Annotated in this window: 19 protein-coding genes; 17 read left to right on the plus strand and 2 right to left on the minus strand. The window is 69.9% G+C overall.

Annotation, left to right across the window (positions count from 1 at the left end; translation table 11 throughout):
* Window positions 1-64 precede the first annotated feature (64 nt).
* The 8 genes from ruvC (at window position 65) to GTY58_RS35515 (ending at window position 9,958) form a co-directional block, all read left to right on the plus strand.
* Window positions 65-595, plus strand: a complete 531-nt coding sequence (gene ruvC / locus GTY58_RS35480) for a crossover junction endodeoxyribonuclease RuvC (protein WP_010988231.1) — start codon at window positions 65-67, stop codon at window positions 593-595.
* Window positions 592-1,203 (plus strand): Holliday junction branch migration protein RuvA, encoded by a 612-nt coding sequence (gene ruvA / locus GTY58_RS35485; RefSeq protein WP_010988232.1) that lies wholly within the window; start codon window positions 592-594, stop codon window positions 1,201-1,203. The genes ruvC and ruvA overlap by 4 nt, the downstream gene beginning before the upstream one ends.
* 171 nt (window positions 1,204-1,374) lie before the next feature.
* A complete protein-coding gene (gene ruvB, locus GTY58_RS35490) occupies window positions 1,375-2,445 on the plus strand; it encodes a Holliday junction branch migration DNA helicase RuvB (RefSeq protein ID WP_010988233.1) in 1,071 nt (356 codons plus the stop codon).
* A 163-nt stretch (window positions 2,446-2,608) separates the two neighbouring features.
* Window positions 2,609-3,112: a preprotein translocase subunit YajC gene (gene yajC / locus GTY58_RS35495; protein ID WP_010988234.1), complete on the plus strand. Its 504-nt coding sequence runs from the start codon at window positions 2,609-2,611 to the stop codon at window positions 3,110-3,112.
* A 142-nt stretch (window positions 3,113-3,254) separates the two neighbouring features.
* The gene (gene secD, locus GTY58_RS35500; RefSeq protein ID WP_010988235.1) at window positions 3,255-5,009 is read left to right on the plus strand and encodes a protein translocase subunit SecD; all 1,755 of its coding nucleotides are present in this window, start codon (window positions 3,255-3,257) and stop codon (window positions 5,007-5,009) included.
* Between the two features lies 1 nt (window position 5,010).
* Window positions 5,011-6,117: a protein translocase subunit SecF gene (secF, locus tag GTY58_RS35505; RefSeq protein WP_010988236.1), complete on the plus strand. Its 1,107-nt coding sequence runs from the start codon at window positions 5,011-5,013 to the stop codon at window positions 6,115-6,117.
* On the plus strand, window positions 6,114-6,662 hold the full coding sequence (locus GTY58_RS35510) for an adenine phosphoribosyltransferase (RefSeq protein WP_010988237.1): 549 nt from the start codon (window positions 6,114-6,116) through the stop codon (window positions 6,660-6,662). Before secF ends, GTY58_RS35510 begins: the two co-directional genes overlap by 4 nt.
* Window positions 6,663-7,420: 758 nt before the next feature.
* Complete coding sequence (locus tag GTY58_RS35515) at window positions 7,421-9,958, plus strand: bifunctional (p)ppGpp synthetase/guanosine-3',5'-bis(diphosphate) 3'-pyrophosphohydrolase (protein ID WP_010988238.1); 2,538 nt, start codon at window positions 7,421-7,423, stop codon at window positions 9,956-9,958.
* 134 nt (window positions 9,959-10,092) lie between these two features.
* On the opposite strand, the gene GTY58_RS35520 is transcribed toward GTY58_RS35515, so the two are convergent.
* Window positions 10,093-11,322, minus strand: coding sequence for a DUF349 domain-containing protein (locus GTY58_RS35520; RefSeq protein WP_010988239.1), 1,230 nt, complete (start codon window positions 11,320-11,322; stop codon window positions 10,093-10,095).
* Between the two features lie 135 nt (window positions 11,323-11,457).
* A complete protein-coding gene (locus GTY58_RS35525; RefSeq protein ID WP_037646565.1) occupies window positions 11,458-12,276 on the minus strand; it encodes a peptidylprolyl isomerase in 819 nt (272 codons plus the stop codon).
* A gap of 181 nt (window positions 12,277-12,457) precedes the next feature.
* On the opposite strand from GTY58_RS35525, the gene GTY58_RS35530 reads away from it, so the two are divergent.
* From GTY58_RS35530 to ruvX, 9 genes are all read left to right on the plus strand, one after another.
* On the plus strand, window positions 12,458-13,165 hold the full coding sequence (locus GTY58_RS35530; RefSeq protein ID WP_010988241.1) for an MBL fold metallo-hydrolase: 708 nt from the start codon (window positions 12,458-12,460) through the stop codon (window positions 13,163-13,165).
* A gap of 13 nt (window positions 13,166-13,178) precedes the next feature.
* Window positions 13,179-14,441: a histidine--tRNA ligase gene (gene hisS, locus GTY58_RS35535; protein WP_010988242.1), complete on the plus strand. Its 1,263-nt coding sequence runs from the start codon at window positions 13,179-13,181 to the stop codon at window positions 14,439-14,441.
* A gap of 570 nt (window positions 14,442-15,011) precedes the next feature.
* Complete coding sequence (locus tag GTY58_RS35540) at window positions 15,012-15,647, plus strand: vitamin K epoxide reductase family protein (protein WP_037646568.1); 636 nt, start codon at window positions 15,012-15,014, stop codon at window positions 15,645-15,647.
* Between the two features lie 69 nt (window positions 15,648-15,716).
* Window positions 15,717-17,072, plus strand: a complete 1,356-nt coding sequence (locus tag GTY58_RS35545; protein ID WP_037646572.1) for a replication-associated recombination protein A — start codon at window positions 15,717-15,719, stop codon at window positions 17,070-17,072.
* Window positions 17,073-17,386: 314 nt separating this feature from the next.
* Window positions 17,387-18,001: a 30S ribosomal protein S4 gene (rpsD, locus tag GTY58_RS35550; RefSeq protein WP_010988245.1), complete on the plus strand. Its 615-nt coding sequence runs from the start codon at window positions 17,387-17,389 to the stop codon at window positions 17,999-18,001.
* 184 nt (window positions 18,002-18,185) lie between these two features.
* Complete coding sequence (locus GTY58_RS35555) at window positions 18,186-18,632, plus strand: DUF948 domain-containing protein (RefSeq protein WP_037646574.1); 447 nt, start codon at window positions 18,186-18,188, stop codon at window positions 18,630-18,632.
* Window positions 18,633-18,639: 7 nt separating this feature from the next.
* Window positions 18,640-18,990 (plus strand): DUF6167 family protein, encoded by a 351-nt coding sequence (locus tag GTY58_RS35560; protein WP_010988247.1) that lies wholly within the window; start codon window positions 18,640-18,642, stop codon window positions 18,988-18,990.
* Entirely contained in the window at window positions 18,990-21,662 is a 2,673-nt protein-coding gene (gene alaS, locus GTY58_RS35565; RefSeq protein WP_010988248.1) for an alanine--tRNA ligase, read from the plus strand. Before GTY58_RS35560 ends, alaS begins: the two co-directional genes overlap by 1 nt.
* 15 nt (window positions 21,663-21,677) lie before the next feature.
* The gene (gene ruvX, locus GTY58_RS35570; RefSeq protein WP_037646577.1) at window positions 21,678-22,142 is read left to right on the plus strand and encodes a Holliday junction resolvase RuvX; all 465 of its coding nucleotides are present in this window, start codon (window positions 21,678-21,680) and stop codon (window positions 22,140-22,142) included.
* Window positions 22,143-22,184 lie beyond the last annotated feature (42 nt).

Here is a 22,184-nt window from a genome sequence, read left to right on the forward strand (position 1 = left end):
GACGGCGATCAGCCACCTCCGCGCGAGCGGCGGCGGCTCAGGCGCAGGAAAAGGGGGGGCTGGGGTGCGGGTACTGGGCGTTGACCCCGGGTTGACCCGGTGCGGTGTCGGCGTGGTCGAAGGAGTCGCCGGCCGGCCCCTGACCATGCGCGGTGTCGGCGTCGTACGGACCCCGGCGGACGCCGAGTTGGGCCTGCGGCTCGTGGCCATCGAGCAGGGCATCGAGCAGTGGCTCGACGAGTACCGGCCCGAATGCGTCGCCGTGGAGCGGGTGTTCAGCCAGCACAACGTGCGTACGGTGATGGGCACGGCCCAGGCCAGCGCGGTCGCCATGCTCTGCGCGGCCCGCCGCGGCATCCCCGTCGCCCTGCACACCCCCAGCGAGGTCAAGGCCGCCGTCACCGGCAGCGGACGCGCCGACAAGGCCCAGGTCGGCGCGATGGTGACCCGCCTGCTGCGGCTCGACGCGCCGCCCAAGCCCGCCGACGCCGCCGACGCCCTCGCGCTCGCCATCTGCCACATCTGGCGAGCCCCCGCCCAGAACAGACTTCAGCAGGCCGTCGCCCTGCACGCATCGAAAGGGCGTACCGCATGATCGCCTTCGTCAGCGGCCCGGTCGCCGCCCTCGCCCCCGACTCCGCCGTGGTCGAGGTCGGCGGCATCGGCATCGCCGTCCAGTGCACCCCCAACACGCTCTCCGGGCTGCGCATGGGCCGGGAGGCCAAGCTCGCCACCTCCCTCGTCGTACGCGAGGACTCACTGACCCTGTACGGCTTCGTGGACGACGACGAGCGCCAGGTCTTCGAACTGCTGCAGACCGCGAGCGGTGTCGGACCGCGTCTCGCCCAGGCGATGCTCGCCGTGCACACGCCTGACGCGCTGCGCCGAGCCGTCTCCACCGGCGACGAGAAGGCCCTCGTCGCCGTTCCCGGCATCGGCAAGAAGGGCGCCCAGAAGCTGCTGCTGGAGCTGAAGGACCGGCTCGGCGAGCCCCTCGGCACCGGTGGCCCGGCGATCGGCAGGGCCGTCACCACCGGCTGGCGCGAGCAGCTGCACGCCGCGCTGATCGGCCTCGGGTACGCGACCCGGGAGGCCGACGAGGCGGTCGCCGCGGTCGCCCCCCAGGCCGAGGCCGCCGGGGGCACACCCCAGGTGGGACAGCTGCTGAAGGCCGCCCTGCAGACCCTGAACCGGACCCGCTGACCGTCGGTCGGACCACGGGGCCGCGGACCACGGGACCGCAAGGCACCGGCACGCGAGGCACAAGCAATGCGGTGTCCTACCGGGGGGCGCGGCATCCCATCAGCGGCTCCGCCGCGGGCCGGACCCCCGGCCGGCAGAATCACCCGGCACGCCACGGCGAGGAGAACTTCAGTGAACTGGGACGACACGACCGACGCGACCGCCGACGAGCGGCTCGTCGGCGCGTCCGCCGACCGTGAGGACCAGGCCGTCGAGGCCGCCCTGCGGCCCAAGGACCTGGACGAGTTCATCGGCCAGGAGAAGGTCCGCGAGCAACTCGACCTCGTCCTGCGGGCCGCACGCGCGCGTGGCGCGACCTCCGACCACGTACTGCTCTCCGGCGCTCCCGGCCTCGGCAAGACCACCCTCTCCATGATCATCGCGGCCGAGATGGGCGCCCCGATCCGCATCACCAGCGGCCCCGCCATCCAGCACGCCGGCGACCTCGCGGCGATCCTCTCCTCCCTCCAGGAGGGCGAGGTCCTCTTCCTCGACGAGATCCACCGCATGTCCCGGCCCGCCGAGGAGATGCTGTACATGGCCATGGAGGACTTCCGCGTCGACGTCATCGTCGGCAAGGGCCCCGGCGCCACCGCCATCCCCCTCGAACTGCCCCCGTTCACCCTGGTCGGCGCCACCACGCGCGCGGGTCTGCTGCCGCCCCCGCTGCGTGACCGCTTCGGCTTCACGGCACACATGGAGTTCTACGAGCCCCACGAGCTGGAGCGCGTGATCCACCGCTCGGCCGGCCTGCTCGACGTCGAGATCGACTCTCGTGGCGCGGCCGAGATCGCGGGCCGCTCCCGGGGCACGCCCCGTATCGCCAACCGTCTGCTGCGCCGCGTACGGGACTACGCCCAGGTCAAGGCGGACGGCGTCATCACCCGTGAGATCGCGGCGGCCGCGCTGAAGGTCTACGAGGTGGACGCCCGCGGCCTCGACCGCCTGGACCGCGGCGTCCTCGAAGCCCTGCTGAAGCTGTTCGGCGGCGGCCCGGTCGGCCTGTCCACGCTCGCCGTCGCGGTGGGGGAGGAGCGCGAGACCGTCGAGGAGGTCGCCGAGCCCTTCCTGGTACGGGAGGGACTGCTCGCCCGCACACCCCGTGGCCGGGTCGCGACACCGGCCGCCTGGGCCCACCTCGGCCTCACCCCGCCCCCTCGGGCTACCGGGGGAAACGGACAAGGGGACCTGTTCGGGGCGTGACGGCGCGGGACTCGCACCGGCAGGAACCCCGGTGCCATGCTGAGCGTTGTTCCTTGCGTGCGGACTCGCTTAGACTCCGCCGATGCCGCCGTTGTGGGCGGCGCTGACAACCCCCATCCACCAGGCCGCCCATCGCGCGGTCGTGCGAAGGAAACTCCGTCCCGTGAATACCTTGACCCTCCTCCCGTTCATCGTGCTTATCGGGGCCATGTTCCTGATGACCCGCTCGGCCAAGCGCAAGCAGCAGCAGGCCGCGTCGATGCGTAATGAGATGCAGCCCGGCGCCGGCGTCCGCACGATCGGGGGCCTGTACGCGACGGTGAAGGAGGTCAACGAGGACACGGTCCTCCTTGACGCCGCCCCGGGCGTCGACCTGCTCTTCGCGAAGAACTCCATCGGCGCCGTCCTGACCGACGACGAGTACAACCGCATCGTCCACGGCATCGAGCACGACCTGAAGACCGACGGCACGGTCGTGCCGGACGACGCCTCCTCCCTCACCGAGACCGACGAGCCCGCCGCCGACGCCTCTTCCGACGCCTCCGACGACAAGCCCATCGACCTCGGCAAGAAGGACGCGGCGGACGACACCGCCGACGAGCCGGGCAAGGCGAAGTCCGACGAAGCAGAGCCGAAGAAGACCGACGGCGAGACCGACGCGAAGTAGTCACGCCCCGGGACCGCGACGCGAGCCACTCGCGCACCGTGCGGCCCGGGATGCGCGGTCTCTCGCACGGAATCCCGACACCATGGCATGGCCGCCCCCGCGCTGACCCCGCGCGCGGCGGCCCGAGAGGGAGTACGAGAAGGTGGCAGCACCGAAGAAGGGCCGGAGCGCGAGCGCCCAGAGCAGGCCGGGGCGCTCGCTGGCCCTCATCCTGATCGCCATCGCGGCGCTCACCGGGGGAATGTTCGCCTCCGGAAACACCACTCCGCGTCTCGGCATCGACCTCGCCGGCGGAACGAGCATCACGCTCGAGGCGAAGAGCGGCCAGGAATCCGCGATCAACAAGACCAACATGAACACCGCGGTCGACATCATGAACCGCCGTGTCAACGGTCTTGGCGTTTCGGAGGCGGAGGTCCAGACCCAGGGCGATCGCAACATCATCGTCAACATCCCCAAGGGCACGAACTCCGAGCAGGCCCGGAAGCAGGTCGGCACCACCGCCAAGCTCTACTTCCGCCCCGTCCTCGCGACCGAGGTCTCCGGTGCGGCCGCGGCCAGCCCGACGCCCAGCGCCTCCAACAGCTCCTCCAAGAAGGCCACCGACAAGGCCACCGAGAAGGCGACGTCCTCCGGCACCCCGTCGGCCACCGCCACCTCGCAGGGCCGCGCGGTCACCGACGCGCTGAAGGACGACCCCACGCCGTCCGCGAGCAACTCGGCGTCCGCCTCCGCCAAGGCATCCTCCAGCCCCTCCCCGTCCGCGAGCAGTGGCGCCGAGGCCGAGGCCGCCAAGCTCCAGGCCGCGTACACCGCGCTCGACTGCCGCAAGGAGGGGCAGCGCGCCAAGGCCGGTGAGGGCGCCAAGCCCACCGACACCACCCTGGCCTGCGGCACGAACTCGGGGGGCCAGTGGCAGAAGTACGTGCTCGGCCCGGCCGAGGTCGCCGGCACCGACGTGAAGAAGGCCTCGGCGGTCTACGACACCCAAAGTGGCGCGGGCTGGAAGGTCACCATGGACTTCACGTCCGGGGGGTCCAAGAAGTTCGCGAGCATCACGGGCAAGCTGGCGAAGAACCAGGAACCGCAGAACCAGTTCGCCATCGTCCTCGACGGCTCGGTCGTCTCCGACCCGCGTGTCAGCGAGGCGCTGACCGGCGGTAACGCGGAGATCTCCGGCAGCTTCGACCAGACGGAGGCCAAGGACCTGGCCAACGTGCTGTCCTACGGCGCGCTCCCGCTCTCGTTCCGGGAGCAGAGCGTCACCACCGTCACCGCCGCGCTCGGCGGCGAGCAGCTGCACGCCGGCCTGATCGCGGGCGCGATCGGCCTGGCCCTGGTCGTCATCTACCTGGTGCTCTACTACCGGGGCCTGTCGCTCATCGCCATCGCCTCGCTGCTGGTCTCCGCGGCCCTGACCTACGCGATCATGACCCTGCTCGGCCCGACGATCCACTTCGCGCTGAACCTGCCGGCGGTCTGCGGTGCGATCGTCGCCATCGGTATCACAGCGGACTCGTTCATCGTGTTCTTCGAACGCATCAGGGACGAGATCCGTGAGGGCCGTACGCTGCGGCCCGCCGTCGAGCGAGCCTGGCCGCGTGCCCGGCGCACCATCCTGGTCTCCGACTTCGTGTCGTTCCTCGCCGCCGCGGTGCTGTTCATCGTGACCGTCGGCAAGGTCCAGGGCTTCGCGTTCACGCTGGGTCTGACCACCGTGCTCGACGTGGTCGTCGTCTTCCTCTTCACCAAGCCGCTGATGACGATCCTCGCCCGCAAGCAGTTCTTCGCGAACGGTCACAGCTGGTCCGGCCTCGACCCGAAGCGCCTCGGTGCCCAGCCGCCATTGCGGCGCACCCGACGTCCTTCCGCCCCCGCCGACCCGAAGGAGGCGTGAGATGTCGAAGCTCGGCAACCTCGGCGCCCGGCTCCACCGAGGCGAGGTCGGCTACGACTTCGTCGGCAACCGCAAGATCTGGTACGGCATCTCGATCCTGATCACCATCACGGCCATCCTCGGCCTGACGGTGCGCGGCCTGAACATGGGCATCGAGTTCCAGGGCGGAGCGGTCTTCACCACCCCCAAGACCAGCGTCTCCGTGTCGCAGGCCGAGAGGTACGCGGAGGAGGCGTCCGGCCACGACGCGATCGTGCAGAAGCTCGGCTCGGGCGGTCTGCGCGTGCAGATCGCCGGTGTGGACACCGGCAAGTCCGACCAGATCAAGGCCGAGCTCTCCCAGAACCTGAAGGTCGACTCGGAGAAGATCAACGCCGACCTGGTCGGCCCCAGCTGGGGTGAGCAGATCGCCAACAAGGCCTGGCAAGGCCTGGTGATCTTCATGATCCTGGTCGTGATCTACCTGGCGATCGCCTTCGAGTGGCGGATGGCGGTCGCGGCCCTGGTCGCGCTGATCCACGACATCACCATCACGGTCGGCATCTACGCCCTCGTCGGCTTCGAGGTGACGCCCGGTACGGTCATCGGTCTGCTCACGATCCTCGGTTACTCGCTCTATGACACGGTCGTCGTCTTCGACAGCCTCAAGGAGCAGACGAAGGACCTCACCAAGCAGACTCGCTGGACCTACAGCGATGTCGCCAACCGCTCGATCAACAGCACTCTGGTCCGCTCCATCAACACCACGGTGGTCGCGCTTCTGCCGGTCGCGGGCCTGCTGTTCATCGGCGGTGGCGTGCTCGGCGCGGGCACGCTCAACGACATCTCGCTGTCGCTGTTCGTCGGTCTCGCGGCCGGCGCGTACTCCTCGATCTTCATCGCCACGCCGCTCGTCGCCGACCTCAAGGAGCGCGAGCCGCAGATGAAGGCCCTCAGGAAGCGCGTCCTGGCCAAGCGGGCCCAGGCCGCCGCCAAGGGCGAGGACGCCGAGGTCGTCGGTCAGTCCTGCGACGAGCCGGACGACGCCGCCCCCGCGGTCGTGGGTCCGCGCAACCAGCCCGCGTCCCGCAACCGGGGCCGCGGCCGACCCTCGGGGAAGCGCCGATGACCGAGCTCGTCAACATCACGGAGCTGCTGCTCAGCCGTATCCGTGACGTTCGTGACTACCCGGAGCCGGGCGTGGTGTTCAAGGACATCACGCCGCTGCTGGCCGACCCGGCGGCGTTCACCGCGCTGACCGGTGCGCTGGCCGAGCTCACCGTGCGGCACGGCGCCACGAAGATCGTCGGCCTGGAGGCCCGCGGCTTCATTCTGGGCGCCCCGGCCGCCGTTCAGGCGGGTGTCGGCTTCATCCCCGTACGCAAGGCGGGCAAGCTCCCCGGAGCGACCCTCAGCCAGTCGTACGACCTGGAGTACGGCTCCGCCGAGATCGAGGTGCACGCCGAGGACCTGGTCGCGGGCGACCGCGTCATGGTCGTCGACGACGTCCTCGCCACCGGCGGCACCGCCGAGGCCTCGCTCCAGCTCATCCGCCGGGCGGGCGCCGAGGTCGCGGGCGTCTCCGTGCTCATGGAGCTGGGCTTCCTGGGCGGCCGGGCACGGCTGGAGCCGGCCCTGGCCGGCGCCCCGCTGGAAGCACTGCTCCAGATCTGAGGCAGCACGCGGAAAACCGCACGCAGGACCTTGCCCGGCCGCAGAACACCGCCGGGCAAGGCCTGGGACGGCCCCAGGACACCACCGGGCAGAGCCTGGAGGTATGGCTCAGACGACACACTGCTGGTCAGGCCTGGGAGGGCCGCGGTAGCCCCGGGACAGGCCGCGGGGGCCGTAGGGCGCCAGCGGGCGTCTGTGATGGCCGGCAGGAGGCCGTGGGGCATGGCTCGGGGCGCCTGTGTAGGACGTGCCGGGGGAGGGCCGCAGTTGGCCCTCCCGGACAAGCCACTGGGGGCCGTAGGGCGCCGGTGGGCGTCTGTGATGGCCGGCAGGAGGCCGCCGGGCATGGCCCAGGACACCTGGTAGGAGGCGCCTGGGCAAGGCATGGGAGGGCCGCAGTGGCCCTCCCGGACAGGCCACCGGGGTCGCAGGGCGCCAGCGGGCAGCTGTGGACGGCCGGCAGAAGGCCGCCGGGCATGGCCCAGGGCACCCGTAGGACGCCCCTGGGCGAGGCCTGGGACGGTTCGTAGGACGCTCCGGGCAAGGGCCTGGGGCAGTCCGTGGAGCGCCGCCGGGCACGGCCTGGGACGGCCGCAGCGCACCGCGAGGCGGGCCCGGAGGAATCCGGCGCCCGCCTCTTGCGTTTCTTCTGTTGACGGCCGTCCCAGCGGCCTGAAGGCGAGCCCGGAGCCCGGGATCGCTACCATGGGATCTCCGGAGCCTGACCGGGGGACCCGGAACGCGCACGAGGAGCCCTCTTGCCAGACGAGGCCCAGCCACTCACCGCCGCCAAGCCCGACCAGACTTCGGGCCCCGCGGCCACGCCCGCGAAGAACGCCGCGCAGGGGCCGGTCGAGCGTGCCCCGTCCGCGCCCGGCGACAAGGCGGCAGAGCAGCCCCGCCCCAAGTCCGCCACCCCCGCTCCTCCCGAGCGCCCCGCAGCCACGCCCGCGGCGCGTGCCACCACAGGCCAGCCGGCCCGCTCCGGCGGCTCCTCCAACCGCGTACGCGCCCGCCTCGCCCGTCTCGGCGTCCAGCGCTCCAACCCGTACAACCCGGTTCTGGAGCCGTTGCTGCGGATAGTGCGCAGCAACGACCCGAAGATCGAGACGTCGACGCTGCGCCAGATCGAGCGCGCCTACCAGGTCGCCGAGCGCTGGCACCGCGGCCAGAAGCGCAAGAGCGGCGACCCGTACATCACGCACCCGCTCGCCGTCACCACCATCCTCGCCGAGCTGGGCATGGACCCGGCGACCCTCATGGCGGGCCTGCTGCACGACACCGTCGAGGACACCGAGTACGGCCTCGACACCCTCCGCCGTGACTTCGGCGACCAGGTCGCCCTCCTGGTCGACGGCGTCACCAAGCTGGACAAGGTCAAGTTCGGCGAGGCCGCGCAGGCCGAGACCGTGCGCAAGATGGTCGTCGCCATGGCCAAGGACCCGCGCGTCCTGGTCATCAAGCTCGCCGACCGCCTGCACAACATGCGCACCATGCGCTACCTCAAGCGCGAGAAGCAGGAGAAGAAGGCGCGCGAGACCCTCGAGATCTACGCGCCGCTCGCCCACCGCCTGGGCATGAACACCATCAAGTGGGAGCTGGAGGACCTCGCCTTCGCGATCCTCTACCCCAAGATGTACGACGAGATCGTCCGCCTGGTCGCCGAGCGCGCCCCCAAGCGCGACGAGTACCTCGCCATAGTGACCGACGAGGTCCAGTCCGACCTGCGCGCGGCCCGCATCAAGGCGACGGTCACCGGCCGCCCGAAGCACTACTACAGCGTCTACCAGAAGATGATCGTCCGCGGCCGTGACTTCGCGGAGATCTACGACCTGGTGGGCATCCGCGTCCTCGTGGACACCGTCCGCGACTGCTACGCGGCGCTCGGCACGGTGCACGCGCGATGGAACCCGGTCCCCGGCCGGTTCAAGGACTACATCGCGATGCCCAAGTTCAACATGTACCAGTCGCTGCACACGACGGTCATCGGGCCCAACGGCAAGCCCGTCGAACTCCAGATCCGTACGTTCGACATGCACCGCCGCGCCGAGTACGGCATCGCCGCGCACTGGAAGTACAAGCAGGAGCCCTCCGCCGGCGCCTCCAAGGTGCGCACGGACGCCCCGAAGAGCGTGGGCAAGGACAAGGACGCCGTCAACGACATGGCGTGGCTGCGCCAGTTGCTCGACTGGCAGAAGGAGACCGAGGACCCGAGCGAGTTCCTGGAGTCCCTGCGCTTCGACCTGTCGCGCAACGAGGTCTTCGTCTTCACCCCGAAGGGCGACGTCATAGCGCTGCCGGCCGGAGCGACGCCGGTTGACTTCGCGTACGCCGTCCATACGGAGGTCGGCCACCGGACCATAGGAGCGAGGGTCAACGGACGCCTCGTACCCCTCGAGTCCACCCTGGACAACGGCGACCTGGTGGAGGTCTTCACCTCGAAGGCGGCCGGAGCGGGCCCGTCCCGCGACTGGCTGGGCTTCGTGAAGTCGCCGCGCGCCCGCAACAAGATCCGCGCCTGGTTCTCCAAGGAGCGGCGCGACGAGGCGATCGAGCAGGGCAAGGACGCGATCGCGCGGGCGATGCGCAAGCAGAACCTGCCGATCCAGCGCATCCTCACCGGGGACTCGCTGGTGACGCTCGCGCACGAGATGCGCTACCCCGACATCTCGTCCCTCTACGCGGCCATCGGCGAGGGCCACGTCGCCGCGCAGAGCGTCGTGCAGAAGCTGGTGCAGGCGCTCGGCGGCGAGGAAGCGGCCACCGAGGAGATCGACGAGAGCGTCCCGCCGGCCCGTGGCCGCGGCCGCAAGCGCCGCTCCAACGCCGACCCGGGTGTCGTCGTCAAGGGCGTCGACGACGTGTGGGTCAAGCTGGCCCGCTGTTGCACGCCCGTCCCCGGCGACCCCATCATCGGCTTCGTCACCCGCGGTAGCGGCGTATCGGTTCACCGCAACGACTGCGTGAACATTGAGTCACTGTCCCGCGAGCCCGAGCGCATCCTCGAGGTCGAGTGGGCGCCGACCCAGTCCTCGGTCTTCCTGGTCGCCATCCAGGTGGAGGCGCTGGACCGCTCCCGGCTCCTGTCGGACGTCACCCGCGTCCTGTCCGACCAGCACGTCAACATCCTGTCGGCGGCCGTTCAGACGTCCCGCGACCGGGTCGCCACGTCCCGCTTCACCTTCGAGATGGGCGACCCGAAGCACCTGGGACACGTCCTGAAGGCGGTCAGGGGCGTGGAGGGCGTGTACGACGTGTACCGGGTGACCTCGGCCCGGAGGCCCTCCGACGCCTGAGTCGCGCCATCGGCGCGCCGCCGTCGGCCAGCCACTGCCGACCAGTCACTGCCGACCGGCACCGATCGGCCACTACGTAGAGGGGCTCCCGTACACGCCGTACGGGAGCCCCTCTACGTAGCAGCGTCAGAAACTCAGCCGCCGAACTCGTGCAGACCCTTCAGCGCCTGGTCCAGCAGCGCCTGGCGGCCGTCCAGCTCCTTCTGGAGCTTGTCGGCCTTGGCGTTGTTGCCCGCGGAGCGCGCCGCCTCGATCTGGCCCTGGAGCTTGTCCACGGCGGCCTGGAGCTGACCGGTCAGACCCTCGGCACGCGCGCGTGCCTCCGGGTTCGTCCGGCGCCACTCCACCTCCTCGGACTCCTGGAGGGCACGCTCCACCGCATGCATCCGGCCCTCCACCTTCGGGCGGGCGTCCCGCGGCACATGGCCGATGGCCTCCCACCGCTCGTTGAGGGAGCGGAAGGCCGCGCGGGCCGCCTTCAGGTCCGAGATCGGCAGCAACTTCTCCGCCTCCTCGGCCAGCTCCTCCTTGAGCTTCAGGTTCTCGGACTGCTCGGCGTCCCGCTCCGCGAAGACCGAGCTACGAGCCGCGAAGAACACGTCCTGGGCACCGCGGAAGCGGTTCCACAGGTCGTCCTCGTGCTCGCGCTGGGCCCGGCCCGCGGCCTTCCAGTCGCCCATCAGCTCGCGGTAGCGTGCCGCCGTCGGACCCCAGTCCGTCGAGCCGGACAGCGCCTCGGCCTCCGCGACCAGCTTCTCCTTGGCCTTGCGGGCGTCCTCCCGCTGCGCGTCCAGCGAGGCGAAGTGCGCCTTGCGGCGCTTGGAGAACGCCGAGCGGGCGTGCGAGAAGCGGTGCCACAACTCGTCGTCCGACTTGCGATCGAGCCGCGGCAGCCCCTTCCAGGTGTCCACCAGCGAACGCAGCCGCTCACCGGCGGCCCGCCACTGGTCGGACTGGGCCAGCTCCTCCGCCTCGACGACCAGCGACTCCTTGGCGTGCCGCGCCTCGTCGGACTGCTTCGCCCGCTGCGCCTTGCGCTCCTCACGGCGTGCCGCGACGGTCTCGACGAGCTTGTCCAGCCGCTTGCGCAGTACGTCCAGATCGCCGACCGCGTGGTGGGCGTCCACCTGTTCGCGAATATGGTCGATGGCGGTCTGGGCGTCCTTCGCCGACAGGTCGGTGGTCTTCACTCGCTTTTCGAGGAGGCCGATCTCGACAACCAAGCCCTCGTACTTGCGCTCGAAGTAGGCCAGTGCCTCATCAGGGGAGCCGGCCTGCCAGGAACCGACGACCTGCTCGCCGTCGGCCGTACGCACGTACACGGTCCCCGTCTCGTCGACGCGGCCCCACGGGTCGCTGCTCACAGCGCCTCCTCCACATGATGCCTGCGGGGGGCCTCAGCACCCCCGGGCATCGTCCACAGTTTCGTCACGGCCAACATAGGCGACCAGCACGGCGGCTGTCCGCATCCAGCGCGACCGAAGTTTCGCAGTTGACGGTCAGGATTTCGTCACGGTCGCCCTGTTGACCACGACCGTCGCGTTGGGCGCCCCGTCGCCCTGGCCAGTGCTCTCACCGGCCGCGGCGATCTTCTTCAGCACCTTCATGCCCGACGTGGAGATCGTCCCGAAGGGGGTGTAGCTGGCCGGCAGCTGACTGTCCTGGTAGACGAGGAAGAACTGGCTGCCGCCCGTGTGCTTCTGGCCGGTGTTGGCCATGGCCACCGTGCCCGCCGGGTACATGCCGCCCTTCAGGGTTTTGTCCTTGAGGTTCTCGTCCGGGATCGTGTAGCCGGGGCCGCCGCTTCCGGTGCCCTTCGGGTCACCGCACTGCAGCACGTAGATGCCGTTCGTGGTGAGCCGGTGGCACTTGGTGTGGTCGAAGAACCCCTTGCCCGCGAGGAAGCTGAAGGAGTTCACCGTGTGCGGGGCCTGCGCCGTCTTCAGGGCGATGTCTATGTCGCCGCAGGTCGTCGCCATCTTCATCGTGTAGTCGGCGGACTTGTCGATGGTGACCGCCGGCTCCTTCTTCCAGCTCAGCGACTTCACCTTGCCCGCGGCGGCCTTCTCGCACGGGTCCGGCGCCTTGCTCGGCGAGGGGCTCGGGGACACCTCCGCGCCCGCGTTGGCCTTTTTGCCGTCGTCCTTGAAGACCCCGGTCGCGTACGACACCACGCTGCCCACCACGACGACGCCCAGGACCGAGGCGACCACCGTGTTGCGCATCCGTGTCTTGCGCCGCGCGGCCGTACGCCGCTGCTGCTGCCGCAAGAACTTCTCCCGGGCGAGCTGACGTCGCCGCTGTTCCTGGGTGACCACCGGGTTTCTCCTCATGCGTCTCGTACGTCAAGTGGGACGCGTGCGTCTTGTGAGCCGACCGCCTGCGTGTGCCCCGTACCGTATATGGGTTCGCTGAGGAATCGGCAGCGCCGGTAGGCTCTGAGCCACAGCCACCCACCGCTGTACGACACAACCTCGTACGACACCACGAAGGACGATCGTGCTCATTGCCGGGTTCCCCGCCGGGGCCTGGGGGACCAACTGTTATCTGGTCGCCCCCGCCGCGGGTGAGGAGTGCGTGATCATCGACCCGGGCCATCAGGCCGCCCAGGGAGTCGAGGACGCGCTCAAGAAGCATCGGCTCAAGCCCGTCGCCGTCGTCCTCACCCATGGCCACATCGACCATGTGGCCTCGGTCGTCCCGGTGTGCGGCGCGCACGACGTACCGGCCTGGATCCATCCCGCGGACCGGTACATGATGAGCGACCCCGAGAAGGCGCTCGGCCGTTCCATCGGCATGCCGCTCATGGGCGAACTGACCGTGGGGGAGCCGGACGACGTGCGGGAACTGGCCGACGGCGCCGGGCTGAAGCTCGCGGGCCTCGACCTCTCCGTCGCGCACGCGCCCGGCCATACCAAGGGGTCGGTGACCTTCACGATGCCCGAGAGCGCGGACATTCCGTCCGTGTTCTTCTCCGGGGATCTGCTGTTCGCCGGCTCCATCGGACGCACCGACCTGCCCGGCGGCGACATGGACGACATGCTCGGCTCGCTGACCCGCGTGTGCCTGCCGCTCGACGACTCGACCGTGGTGCTGTCCGGCCACGGCCCCCAGACGACCATCGGCCAGGAGCGCGCCACCAACCCCTATCTGCGGCAGGTGGCCGCCGGCCTCGGGAGCGTGGACGCTCCCCGACGAGGAATGTGACGAGAGACTTTCCGTGAGCACCTTCAAGGCCCCCAAGGGCACGTACGACCTGATTCCTCCGGACAGCGCGAAGTACCTCGCCGTGCGCGAGGCCATCGCCGCCCCGCTGCGCAACTCCGGTTACGGCTACATCGAGACGCCCGGCTTCGAGAACGTCGAGCTGTTCGCGCGCGGTGTCGGTGAGTCCACCGACATCGTGACCAAGGAGATGTACGCCTTCGAGACCAAGGGCGGCGACAGGCTGGCCCTGCGCCCCGAGGGCACCGCCTCCGTGCTGCGCGCGGCCCTGGAGGCCAACCTGCACAAGGCGGGCAACCTGCCGGTCAAGCTCTGGTACTCGGGTTCGTACTACCGCTACGAGCGCCCCCAGAAGGGCCGCTACAGGCACTTCTCGCAGGTCGGCGCCGAGGCGATCGGCGCCGAGGACCCGGCGCTCGACGCCGAACTGATCATCCTGGCGGACCAGTCGTACCGCTCGCTGGGTCTGCGCAACTTCCGGATCCTCCTCAACTCCCTGGGCGACAAGGAGTGCCGCCCGGTCTACCGGGCCGCGCTGCAGGACTTCCTGCGCGGCCTCGACCTGGACGAGGACACCCTCCGCCGCGCCGAGATCAACCCGCTGCGGGTCCTCGACGACAAGCGGGAGGACGTCCAGAAGCAGCTCGGGGGCGCTCCGCTGCTGCGGGACTACCTGTGCGACGCGTGCAAGGCGTACCACGAGGAGGTGCGCGAGCTGATCACTGCGGCGGGTGTCTCCTTCGAGGACGACGCGAAGCTGGTGCGCGGTCTGGACTACTACACGCGTACGACCTTCGAGTTCGTCCACGACGGTCTGGGCTCCCAGTCCGCGGTGGGCGGCGGCGGCCGCTACGACGGACTGTCGGAGATGATCGGCGGCCCCGCGCTGCCGTCCGTCGGCTGGGCGCTGGGCGTCGACCGCACGGTCCTCGCCCTGGAGGCGGAGGGCGTCGAGCTCGAACTCCCCTCGTCCACCAGCGTGTTCGCGGTGCCGCTCGGGGAGGAGGCCCGGCGGATCCTGTTCGCCAAGGTCACCGAGCTGCGGAAGGTGGGCATCGCGGCGGACTTCGCGTACGGCGGGAAGGGCCTGAAGGGCGCGATGAAGAACGCGAACCGGAGCGGGGCGCGGTACACGGTCGTGGCGGGGGAGCGGGATCTCGCCGAGGGTGTCGTGCAGCTCAAGGACATGGAGTCCGGCGAGCAGACGGCGGTCGGGGTGAACGAGATCGTGGCGGAGCTCGAGGCACGGCTCGGCTGACCACCGGCTGCACGGGCCCCAGGTGCCAACGGCGCCTGGGGCCTTCGTCATCGGCGACCTGCCCGAACGACCGCAGCGGAGGGTTCCCCACGGTCGGCTGTCCGACGCACAGCCACCGGGCTCCTCGTCGACCGGGTCCCGTGGCCTCGGGCAGGAGGGGGCGAAAGGCCGTACGGTCTCGCGGGCCGTCAACCCCGCGGGCGCGGATTCGTCCTGCCGGACGATTTCGACGCCTGAGAGCCACCCCGCACATCCCCTGCCGCGGGCCGGTGCCGGGCACGGACACCTCGCCCGCGTCCCGGCCGCGGCTGCCCCGGACGGTTCCCACCGTGCCGCTCCGGCCCACGCCACCGGGTCCGAGCAGGCCGAATGCCTCGCCCGGCCGGATCCCGAGGTCGATGCCGTCCACCGCGGCCACGTCGCCGCACCGCTTGCTAAGCCTCCGTGGAACCGAACGCTCCGGGCCGATCGCGCGTACCTCCTTATGTCCATCGAACGGTGGACACGCGTGCGCGTGCGGCACAATGACCATGCCCGCAGGCCCAACTCTCAAGTGACGGAATCGGCGTGATGAGCAAGACGCGAGTCAAGAACGTCTCCACCGAGCCGGAAGCTGCCGACACACCACGGACGGTGGGCGGCAGTCGCGCGTTCGGTCTGCTGCTGGTGATCACCGGTGCGGCCGGGCTGCTCGCCGCATGGGTCATCACGATCGACAAGTTCAAGCTGCTGGAGAACCCGAACTTCGTTCCCGGCTGCAGCCTGAACCCGGTCGTCTCCTGCGGCAACATCATGAAGAGCGAGCAGGCCTCCGCCTTCGGGTTCCCCAACCCGATGCTGGGGCTCGTCGCCTACGGCATGGTGATCTGCGTCGGTGTGAGCCTGCTCGCGCGGGCCACCTTCCCGCGCTGGTACTGGCTGACCTTCAACGCCGGCACGCTGTTCGGCGTCGGCTTCTGCACCTGGCTGCAGTTCCAGTCGCTGTACCGGATCAACTCGCTGTGCCTGTGGTGCTCGCTGGCGTGGGTCGCCACGATCCTCATGTTCTGGTACGTGACCTCGTTCAACGTCCGCAACGACTTCCTGCCCGCGCCCCGCTGGCTGAAGAGCTTCTTCGGCGAGTTCACCTGGGTGCTGCCGGTCATGCACATCGGGATCATCGGCATGCTGATCCTGACGCGCTGGTGGGACTTCTGGACCGGCTGACCCCCGCCGGATCCCCGGGGCTTCCCGGCCCCGGCGGGATTGTCAGTGGCGTGACATAGGGTTTTGCGAGTGGAGCCCGACCTGTTTACCGCCGCAGCAGAAGAACGCCAGGAGAAGGACCCGTCCAGCAGCCCCCTGGCGGTGCGGATGCGCCCGCGCACCCTCGACGAGGTCGTGGGTCAGCAGCATCTGCTGAAGCCGGGCTCACCCCTGCGCAGACTGGTCGGGGAAGGCAGTGGAGGCCCGGCCGGACCGTCCTCGGTGATCCTCTGGGGCCCGCCCGGCACCGGCAAGACGACCTTGGCGTACGTGGTCTCCAAGGCCACCAACAAGCGCTTCGTGGAGCTGTCGGCGATCACCGCGGGCGTGAAGGAGGTGCGCGCGGTCATCGACGGCGCCCGCCGCGCCACCGGCGGCTTCGGCAAGGAGACCGTCCTCTTCCTCGACGAGATCCACCGCTTCAGCAAGGCCCAGCAGGACTCCCTGCTCCCGGCCGTCGAGAACCGCTGGGTGACGCTGATCGCCGCGACCACGGAGAACCCGTACTTCTCGGTGATCTCCCCGCTCCTGTCCCGCTCCCTGCTCCTCACCCTCGAACCGCTCACCGACGACGACCTGCGCGGACTGCTGCGCCGGGCGCTCACCGACGAGCGCGGTCTCAAGGAGGCCGTCACCCTCCCCGCCGACACCGAGGAACACCTGCTCCGGATCGCCGGCGGAGACGCCCGCCGCGCGTTGACCGCCCTGGAGGCCGCGGCCGGCGCGGCACTCGACAAGGGCGAGCCGGAGATCGGCCTCCAGACCCTGGAGGAGACCGTCGACCGCGCCGCCGTGAAGTACGACCGCGACGGCGACCAGCACTACGACGTGGCGAGCGCGCTGATCAAGTCCATCCGCGGCTCGGACGTGGACGCCGCGCTGCATTATCTGGCCCGGATGATCGAGGCCGGCGAGGACCCCCGCTTCATCGCCCGGCGCCTGATGATCTCCGCCAGTGAGGACATCGGCCTGACCGATCCCCACGCGCTGCCGACGGCGGTCGCCGCCGCCCAGGCCGTCGCCATGATCGGCTTCCCGGAGGCCGCCCTCACCCTCAGCCACGCGACGATCGCCCTCGCCCTGGCGCCGAAGTCCAACGCCGCGACCATGGCGATCGGCGCCGCCATGGAGGACGTACGCAAGGGCCATGCGGGACCCGTGCCGCTCCACCTGCGGGACGGGCACTACAAGGGCGCGGCCAAGCTCGGGCACGCCCAGGGGTACGTGTACCCGCACGACCTGCCCGAGGGCATCGCCGCCCAGCAGTACGCCCCGGAGGAGCTCAAGGACCGGGAGTACTACACACCCACCCGGCACGGCGCCGAGGCGCGCTACGCGGACGCGGTGGAGTGGACCAGGAAGCACCTCGGTCGAGGACGGCCCTGATCGCCCTGTACGATGGCTCGCAGCGCTGAGTCCCGTGTCCGACTCCGGTCGACATCACCAAACGGGACATCCAGCCGGAGCCCCCGCCTCACCGCGGGGATTCCAGGAGCGTCGCGCACCGTCGAAGGTGTCGCGGGCAGCCCACCACCACCCGGTACCGGGATCGGTCGGTGGGCCACTCGCGTGCTGCACGTATGTGCCCAGACCAGGGAGCGGCTGCCCGGCAGGTCCGCAAGGACCCGCGGGGTTTCCCAGGCTGCGGATGCGACCTCCTTTAACTCTGGTGAGCCGAATCCAGGAAAGAGAAAAAGACAGTGGCGAATCAGTCCCGCCCCAAGGTCAAGAAGTCGCGTGCCCTCGGCATCGCGCTGACCCCGAAGGCCGTCAAGTACTTCGAGGCCCGCCCCTACCCGCCGGGCGAGCACGGCCGCGGCCGCAAGCAGAACTCGGACTACAAGGTCCGTCTGCTCGAGAAGCAGCGTCTGCGCGCGCAGTACGACGTGTCCGAGCGCCAGCTCGTCCGCGCCTACGAGCGTGCCGCCAAGACGCAGGGCAAGACCGGTGAGGCCCTGGTCATCGAGCTCGAGCGCCGTCTCGACGCGCTGGTCCTGCGTTCGGGCATCGCCCGCACGATCTACCAGGCCCGCCAGATGGTCGTCCACGGCCACATCGAGGTCAACGGCCAGAAGGTCGACAAGCCGTCCTTCCGCGTCAAGCCGGACGACGTCGTCATGGTGCGTGAGCGCAGCCGTCAGAAGCCGCTGTTCGAGGTTGCCCGTGAGGGTGGCTTCGCCCCCGACGGCGAGACCCCGCGCTACCTCCAGGTGAACCTCCGCGCCCTGGCCTTCCGCCTGGACCGCGAGCCGAACCGCAAGGAGATCCCGGTGATCTGCGACGAGCAGCTCGTCGTCGAGTACTACGCCCGCTGATTCTTCGGCGGACGCAGCACCACCTTCGCGTCAGCCCGTCGTCTCCCCGCCCTTCGTGGTGGGCGAGCCGGCGGGCTGACGCATGTCCGGGACCGTAATGCGGTACGGAGCGGCCGCCCCGGCGCGATAGGCTCGGGCAACGACTTTCGATGTTCAGGCATGATCCAGGGAGCGGGTGCACACAGTGTCCGGTGGAGAGGTGGCCGGGATCCTGGTGGCCGTCTTCTGGGCGATCCTGGTCTCCTTCCTCGCCGTCGCGCTGGCGAGGCTGGCCCAGACGCTCAAGGCGACCACCAAACTCGTCGCGGACGTGACCGACCAGGCGGTGCCGCTCCTCGCGGACGCCTCGACGGCCGTGCGCTCCGCCCAGACCCAGATCGAGCGGGTCGACGCCATCGCCTCGGACGTCCAGGAGGTCACGTCGAACGCGTCGGCGCTGTCGACCACCGTCGCCTCCACCTTCGGCGGCCCCCTGGTCAAGGTCGCGGCGTTCGGCTACGGCGTGCGCCGGGCGCTCGGCAGCCGCCGCGAGAACGTGCCCCCCAAGACGCCCCGGCGTACCGTGATCGTGGGCCGCCCCGTCCCGTCCGCGCGACGCGAGAAGCGGGACAACCGGAATAAGAGGGACTGACGCAGCGATGTTCCGCCGTACGTTCTGGTTCACCGCGGGCGCTGCCGCCGGTGTGTGGGCCACCACCAAGGTCAACCGCAAGCTCAAGCAGCTGACGCCCGAGAGCCTCGCCGCGCAGGCCGCGAACAAGGCGATCGAGGCGGGCCACAAACTCAGGGACTTCGCACTCGACGTCCGCGACGGCATGGCCCAGCGGGAGGCCGAGCTCGGCGAGGTGCTCGGGATCGACGCGGACCCCGAACTCCCGGGCCCGCGGCGCATCGCCGCCATCGAGAACAGCAACAACCCGAAGTACAGCAAGGACCCGAGGTACGTCGAGAGGTCGACGTACTCGCACAACCGGAATGAGGACCACTGATGGAGTCGGCCGAGATTCGCCGCCGCTGGTTGAGCTTCTACGAGGAGCGCGGTCACACCGTCGTCCCCTCGGCGTCGCTCATCGCGGACGACCCGACTCTGCTCCTGGTTCCCGCGGGCATGGTCCCCTTCAAGCCGTATTTCCTCGGTGAGGTCAAGCCGCCGTGGCCGCGCGCCACCAGCGTGCAGAAGTGCGTGCGCACGCCCGACATCGAAGAGGTCGGCAAGACCACGCGCCACGGCACGTTCTTCCAGATGTGCGGCAACTTCTCCTTCGGCGACTACTTCAAGGAAGGCGCCATCACCTACGCCTGGGAGCTGCTCACCACGCCCCAGGACAAGGGTGGTTACGGGCTCGACCCGGAGCGCCTGTGGATCACGGTCTACCTCGACGACGACGAGGCCGAGACCATCTGGCGCGACAAGATCGGCGTCCCGGCCGAGCGCATCCAGCGCCTCGGCAAGAAGGACAACTACTGGTCCATGGGCGTCCCCGGCCCCTGCGGCCCGTGCTCCGAGATCAACTACGACCGCGGCCCCGAGTTCGGCGTCGAGGGCGGCCCGGCCGTCAACGACGAGCGGTACGTGGAGATCTGGAACCTGGTCTTCATGCAGTACGAGCGCGGCGAGGGCACCTCGAAGGACGACTTCGAGATCCTCGGCGACCTGCCGCAGAAGAACATCGACACCGGCCTCGGCATGGAACGCCTCGCCATGATTCTGCAGGGTGTGCAGAACATGTACGAGATCGACACCTCCATGGCCGTCATCCAGAAGGCCACCGAGCTGACCGGCGTCGAGTACGGTGCCGCCCACGGCTCCGACGTCTCGCTGCGCGTGGTCACCGACCACATGCGTACGTCCGTGATGCTCATCGGTGACGGCGTCACGCCGGGCAACGAGGGCCGTGGTTACGTGCTGCGCCGCATCATGCGCCGCGCCATCCGCAACATGCGTCTGCTCGGCGCCACCGGTCCGGTCGTCAAGGACCTCGTCGACGTCGTGATCGCGATGATGGGCCAGCAGTACCCGGAGCTCATCTCCGACCGTCAGCGCATCGAGACGGTGGCCCTCGCCGAGGAGGCCGCCTTCCTCAAGACGCTGAAGGCCGGCACGAACATCCTCGACACCGCCGTCACGGAGACCAAGGCCTCCGGCGGCCAGGTCCTGCCCGGCGACAAGGCCTTCCTGCTCCACGACACCTGGGGCTTCCCGATCGACCTCACCCTCGAAATGGCCGCCGAACAGGGCCTTTCCGTGGACGAGGACGGCTTCCGCCGCCTGATGAAGGAGCAGCGGGAGCGCGCCAAGGCCGACGCCCAGTCCAAGAAGACCGGCCACGCCGACCTCGGTGCCTACCGCGAGATCGCCGACGCCGCCGGCGAGACCGACTTCATCGGCTACACGCAGACCGAGGGCGAGTCCACGATCGTCGGCATCCTCGTCGACGGTGTCTCCTCGCCCGCCGCCACCGAGGGCGACGAGGTCGAGATCGTCCTGGACCGCACCCCGTTCTACGCCGAGGGCGGTGGCCAGATCGGCGACACCGGCCGCATCAAGGTGGAGAGCGGCGCGATCATCGAGGTCCGCGACTGCCAGAAGCCGGTCCCGGGCGTGTACGTCCACAAGGGCGTCGTCCAGGTCGGCGAAGTCACCGTCGGAGCCAAGGCCCAGGTCTCCATCGACGTCCGCCGTCGCAAGGCCATCGCCCGCGCCCACTCGGCCACGCACCTCACGCACCAGGCCCTGCGCGACGCCCTCGGCCCGACGGCCGCCCAGGCCGGTTCCGAGAACCAGCCCGGCCGCTTCCGCTTCGACTTCGGCTCCCCGTCGGCGGTACCCACGACCGTGATGACCGACGTCGAGCAGCAGATCAACGAGGTGCTCGCCCGCGACCTGGACGTCCAGGCCGAGGTCATGAGCATCGACGAGGCCAAGAAGCAGGGCGCCATCGCCGAGTTCGGCGAGAAGTACGGCGAGCGCGTGCGGGTCGTCACCATCGGCGACTTCTCCAAGGAGCTGTGCGGCGGTACGCACGTCCACAACACCGCTCAGCTGGGCCTGGTGAAGCTGCTCGGCGAATCCTCCATCGGCTCCGGTGTGCGCCGTATCGAAGCCCTGGTCGGCGTCGACGCGTACAACTTCCTCGCCCGGGAGCACACGGTCGTCGCCCAGATCCAGGAGCTGGTCAAGGGCCGTCCGGAGGAGCTGCCGGAGAAGGTCTCCGCCATGCTCGGCAAGCTGAAGGACGCCGAGAAGGAGATCGAGAGGTTCCGCGCGGAGAAGGTGCTCCAGGCCGCCGCCGGTCTCGTCGACTCCGCCAAGGACGTCCGCGGAATCGCGCTGGTCACCGGCCAGGTCCCGGACGGCACGACCGCCGACGACCTGCGCAGGCTGGTCCTCGACGTGCGCGGCCGCATCCAGGGCGGACGGCCCGCCGTGGTCGCCCTGTTCACCACGGTGGGCGGGAAGCCGCTGACGGTCATCGCCACCAACGAGGCCGCCCGTGAGCGCGGTCTCAAGGCCGGCGACCTGGTCCGTGCGGCCGCCAAGACCCTTGGCGGCGGCGGTGGCGGCAAGCCGGACGTAGCCCAGGGCGGCGGCCAGAACCCCGCCGCCATCGGGGAGGCCATCGACGCCGTCGAGCGCCTGGTCACCGAGACCGCCAAGTAAGAGACGGTAGTGGGTATGCGCAGAGGACGTCGGCTCGCGGTCGACGTCGGGGACGCCCGCATCGGGGTCGCCTCGTGCGACCCCGACGGGATCCTCGCGACGCCGGTGGAGACGGTCCCGGGGCGTGACGTTCCGGCCGCTCATCGCCGGTTGAAGCAACTCGTCGAGGAGTACGAACCGATCGAGGTCGTCCTCGGGCTCCCTCGCTCCCTCAAGGGGGGCGAGGGCCCGGCCGCGGTCAAGGTCCGCGCCTTCGCCCAGGAGCTCGCCCGCGTGATCGCACCGGTCCCGGTGCGGCTCATGGACGAGAGGATGACCACAGTGACGGCCAGTCAGGGACTGCGCGCCTCGGGCGTGAAGTCCAAGAAGGGCAGGTCCGTCATCGATCAGGCGGCCGCTGTGATCATTCTTCAGCAGGCGTTGGAATCCGAACGGGTGTCAGGTAAAGCTCCCGGTGAGGGCGTCGAAGTGGTCATCTGATCGCGATACGGTAACGTTCCGCGCGATGCGGCGGTGTTCGAA

The organism is Streptomyces sp. SID5469 (genome assembly GCF_009862865.1).
In the GTDB taxonomy this organism is placed as follows: Bacteria; Actinomycetota; Actinomycetes; order Streptomycetales; family Streptomycetaceae; genus Streptomyces; species Streptomyces avermitilis.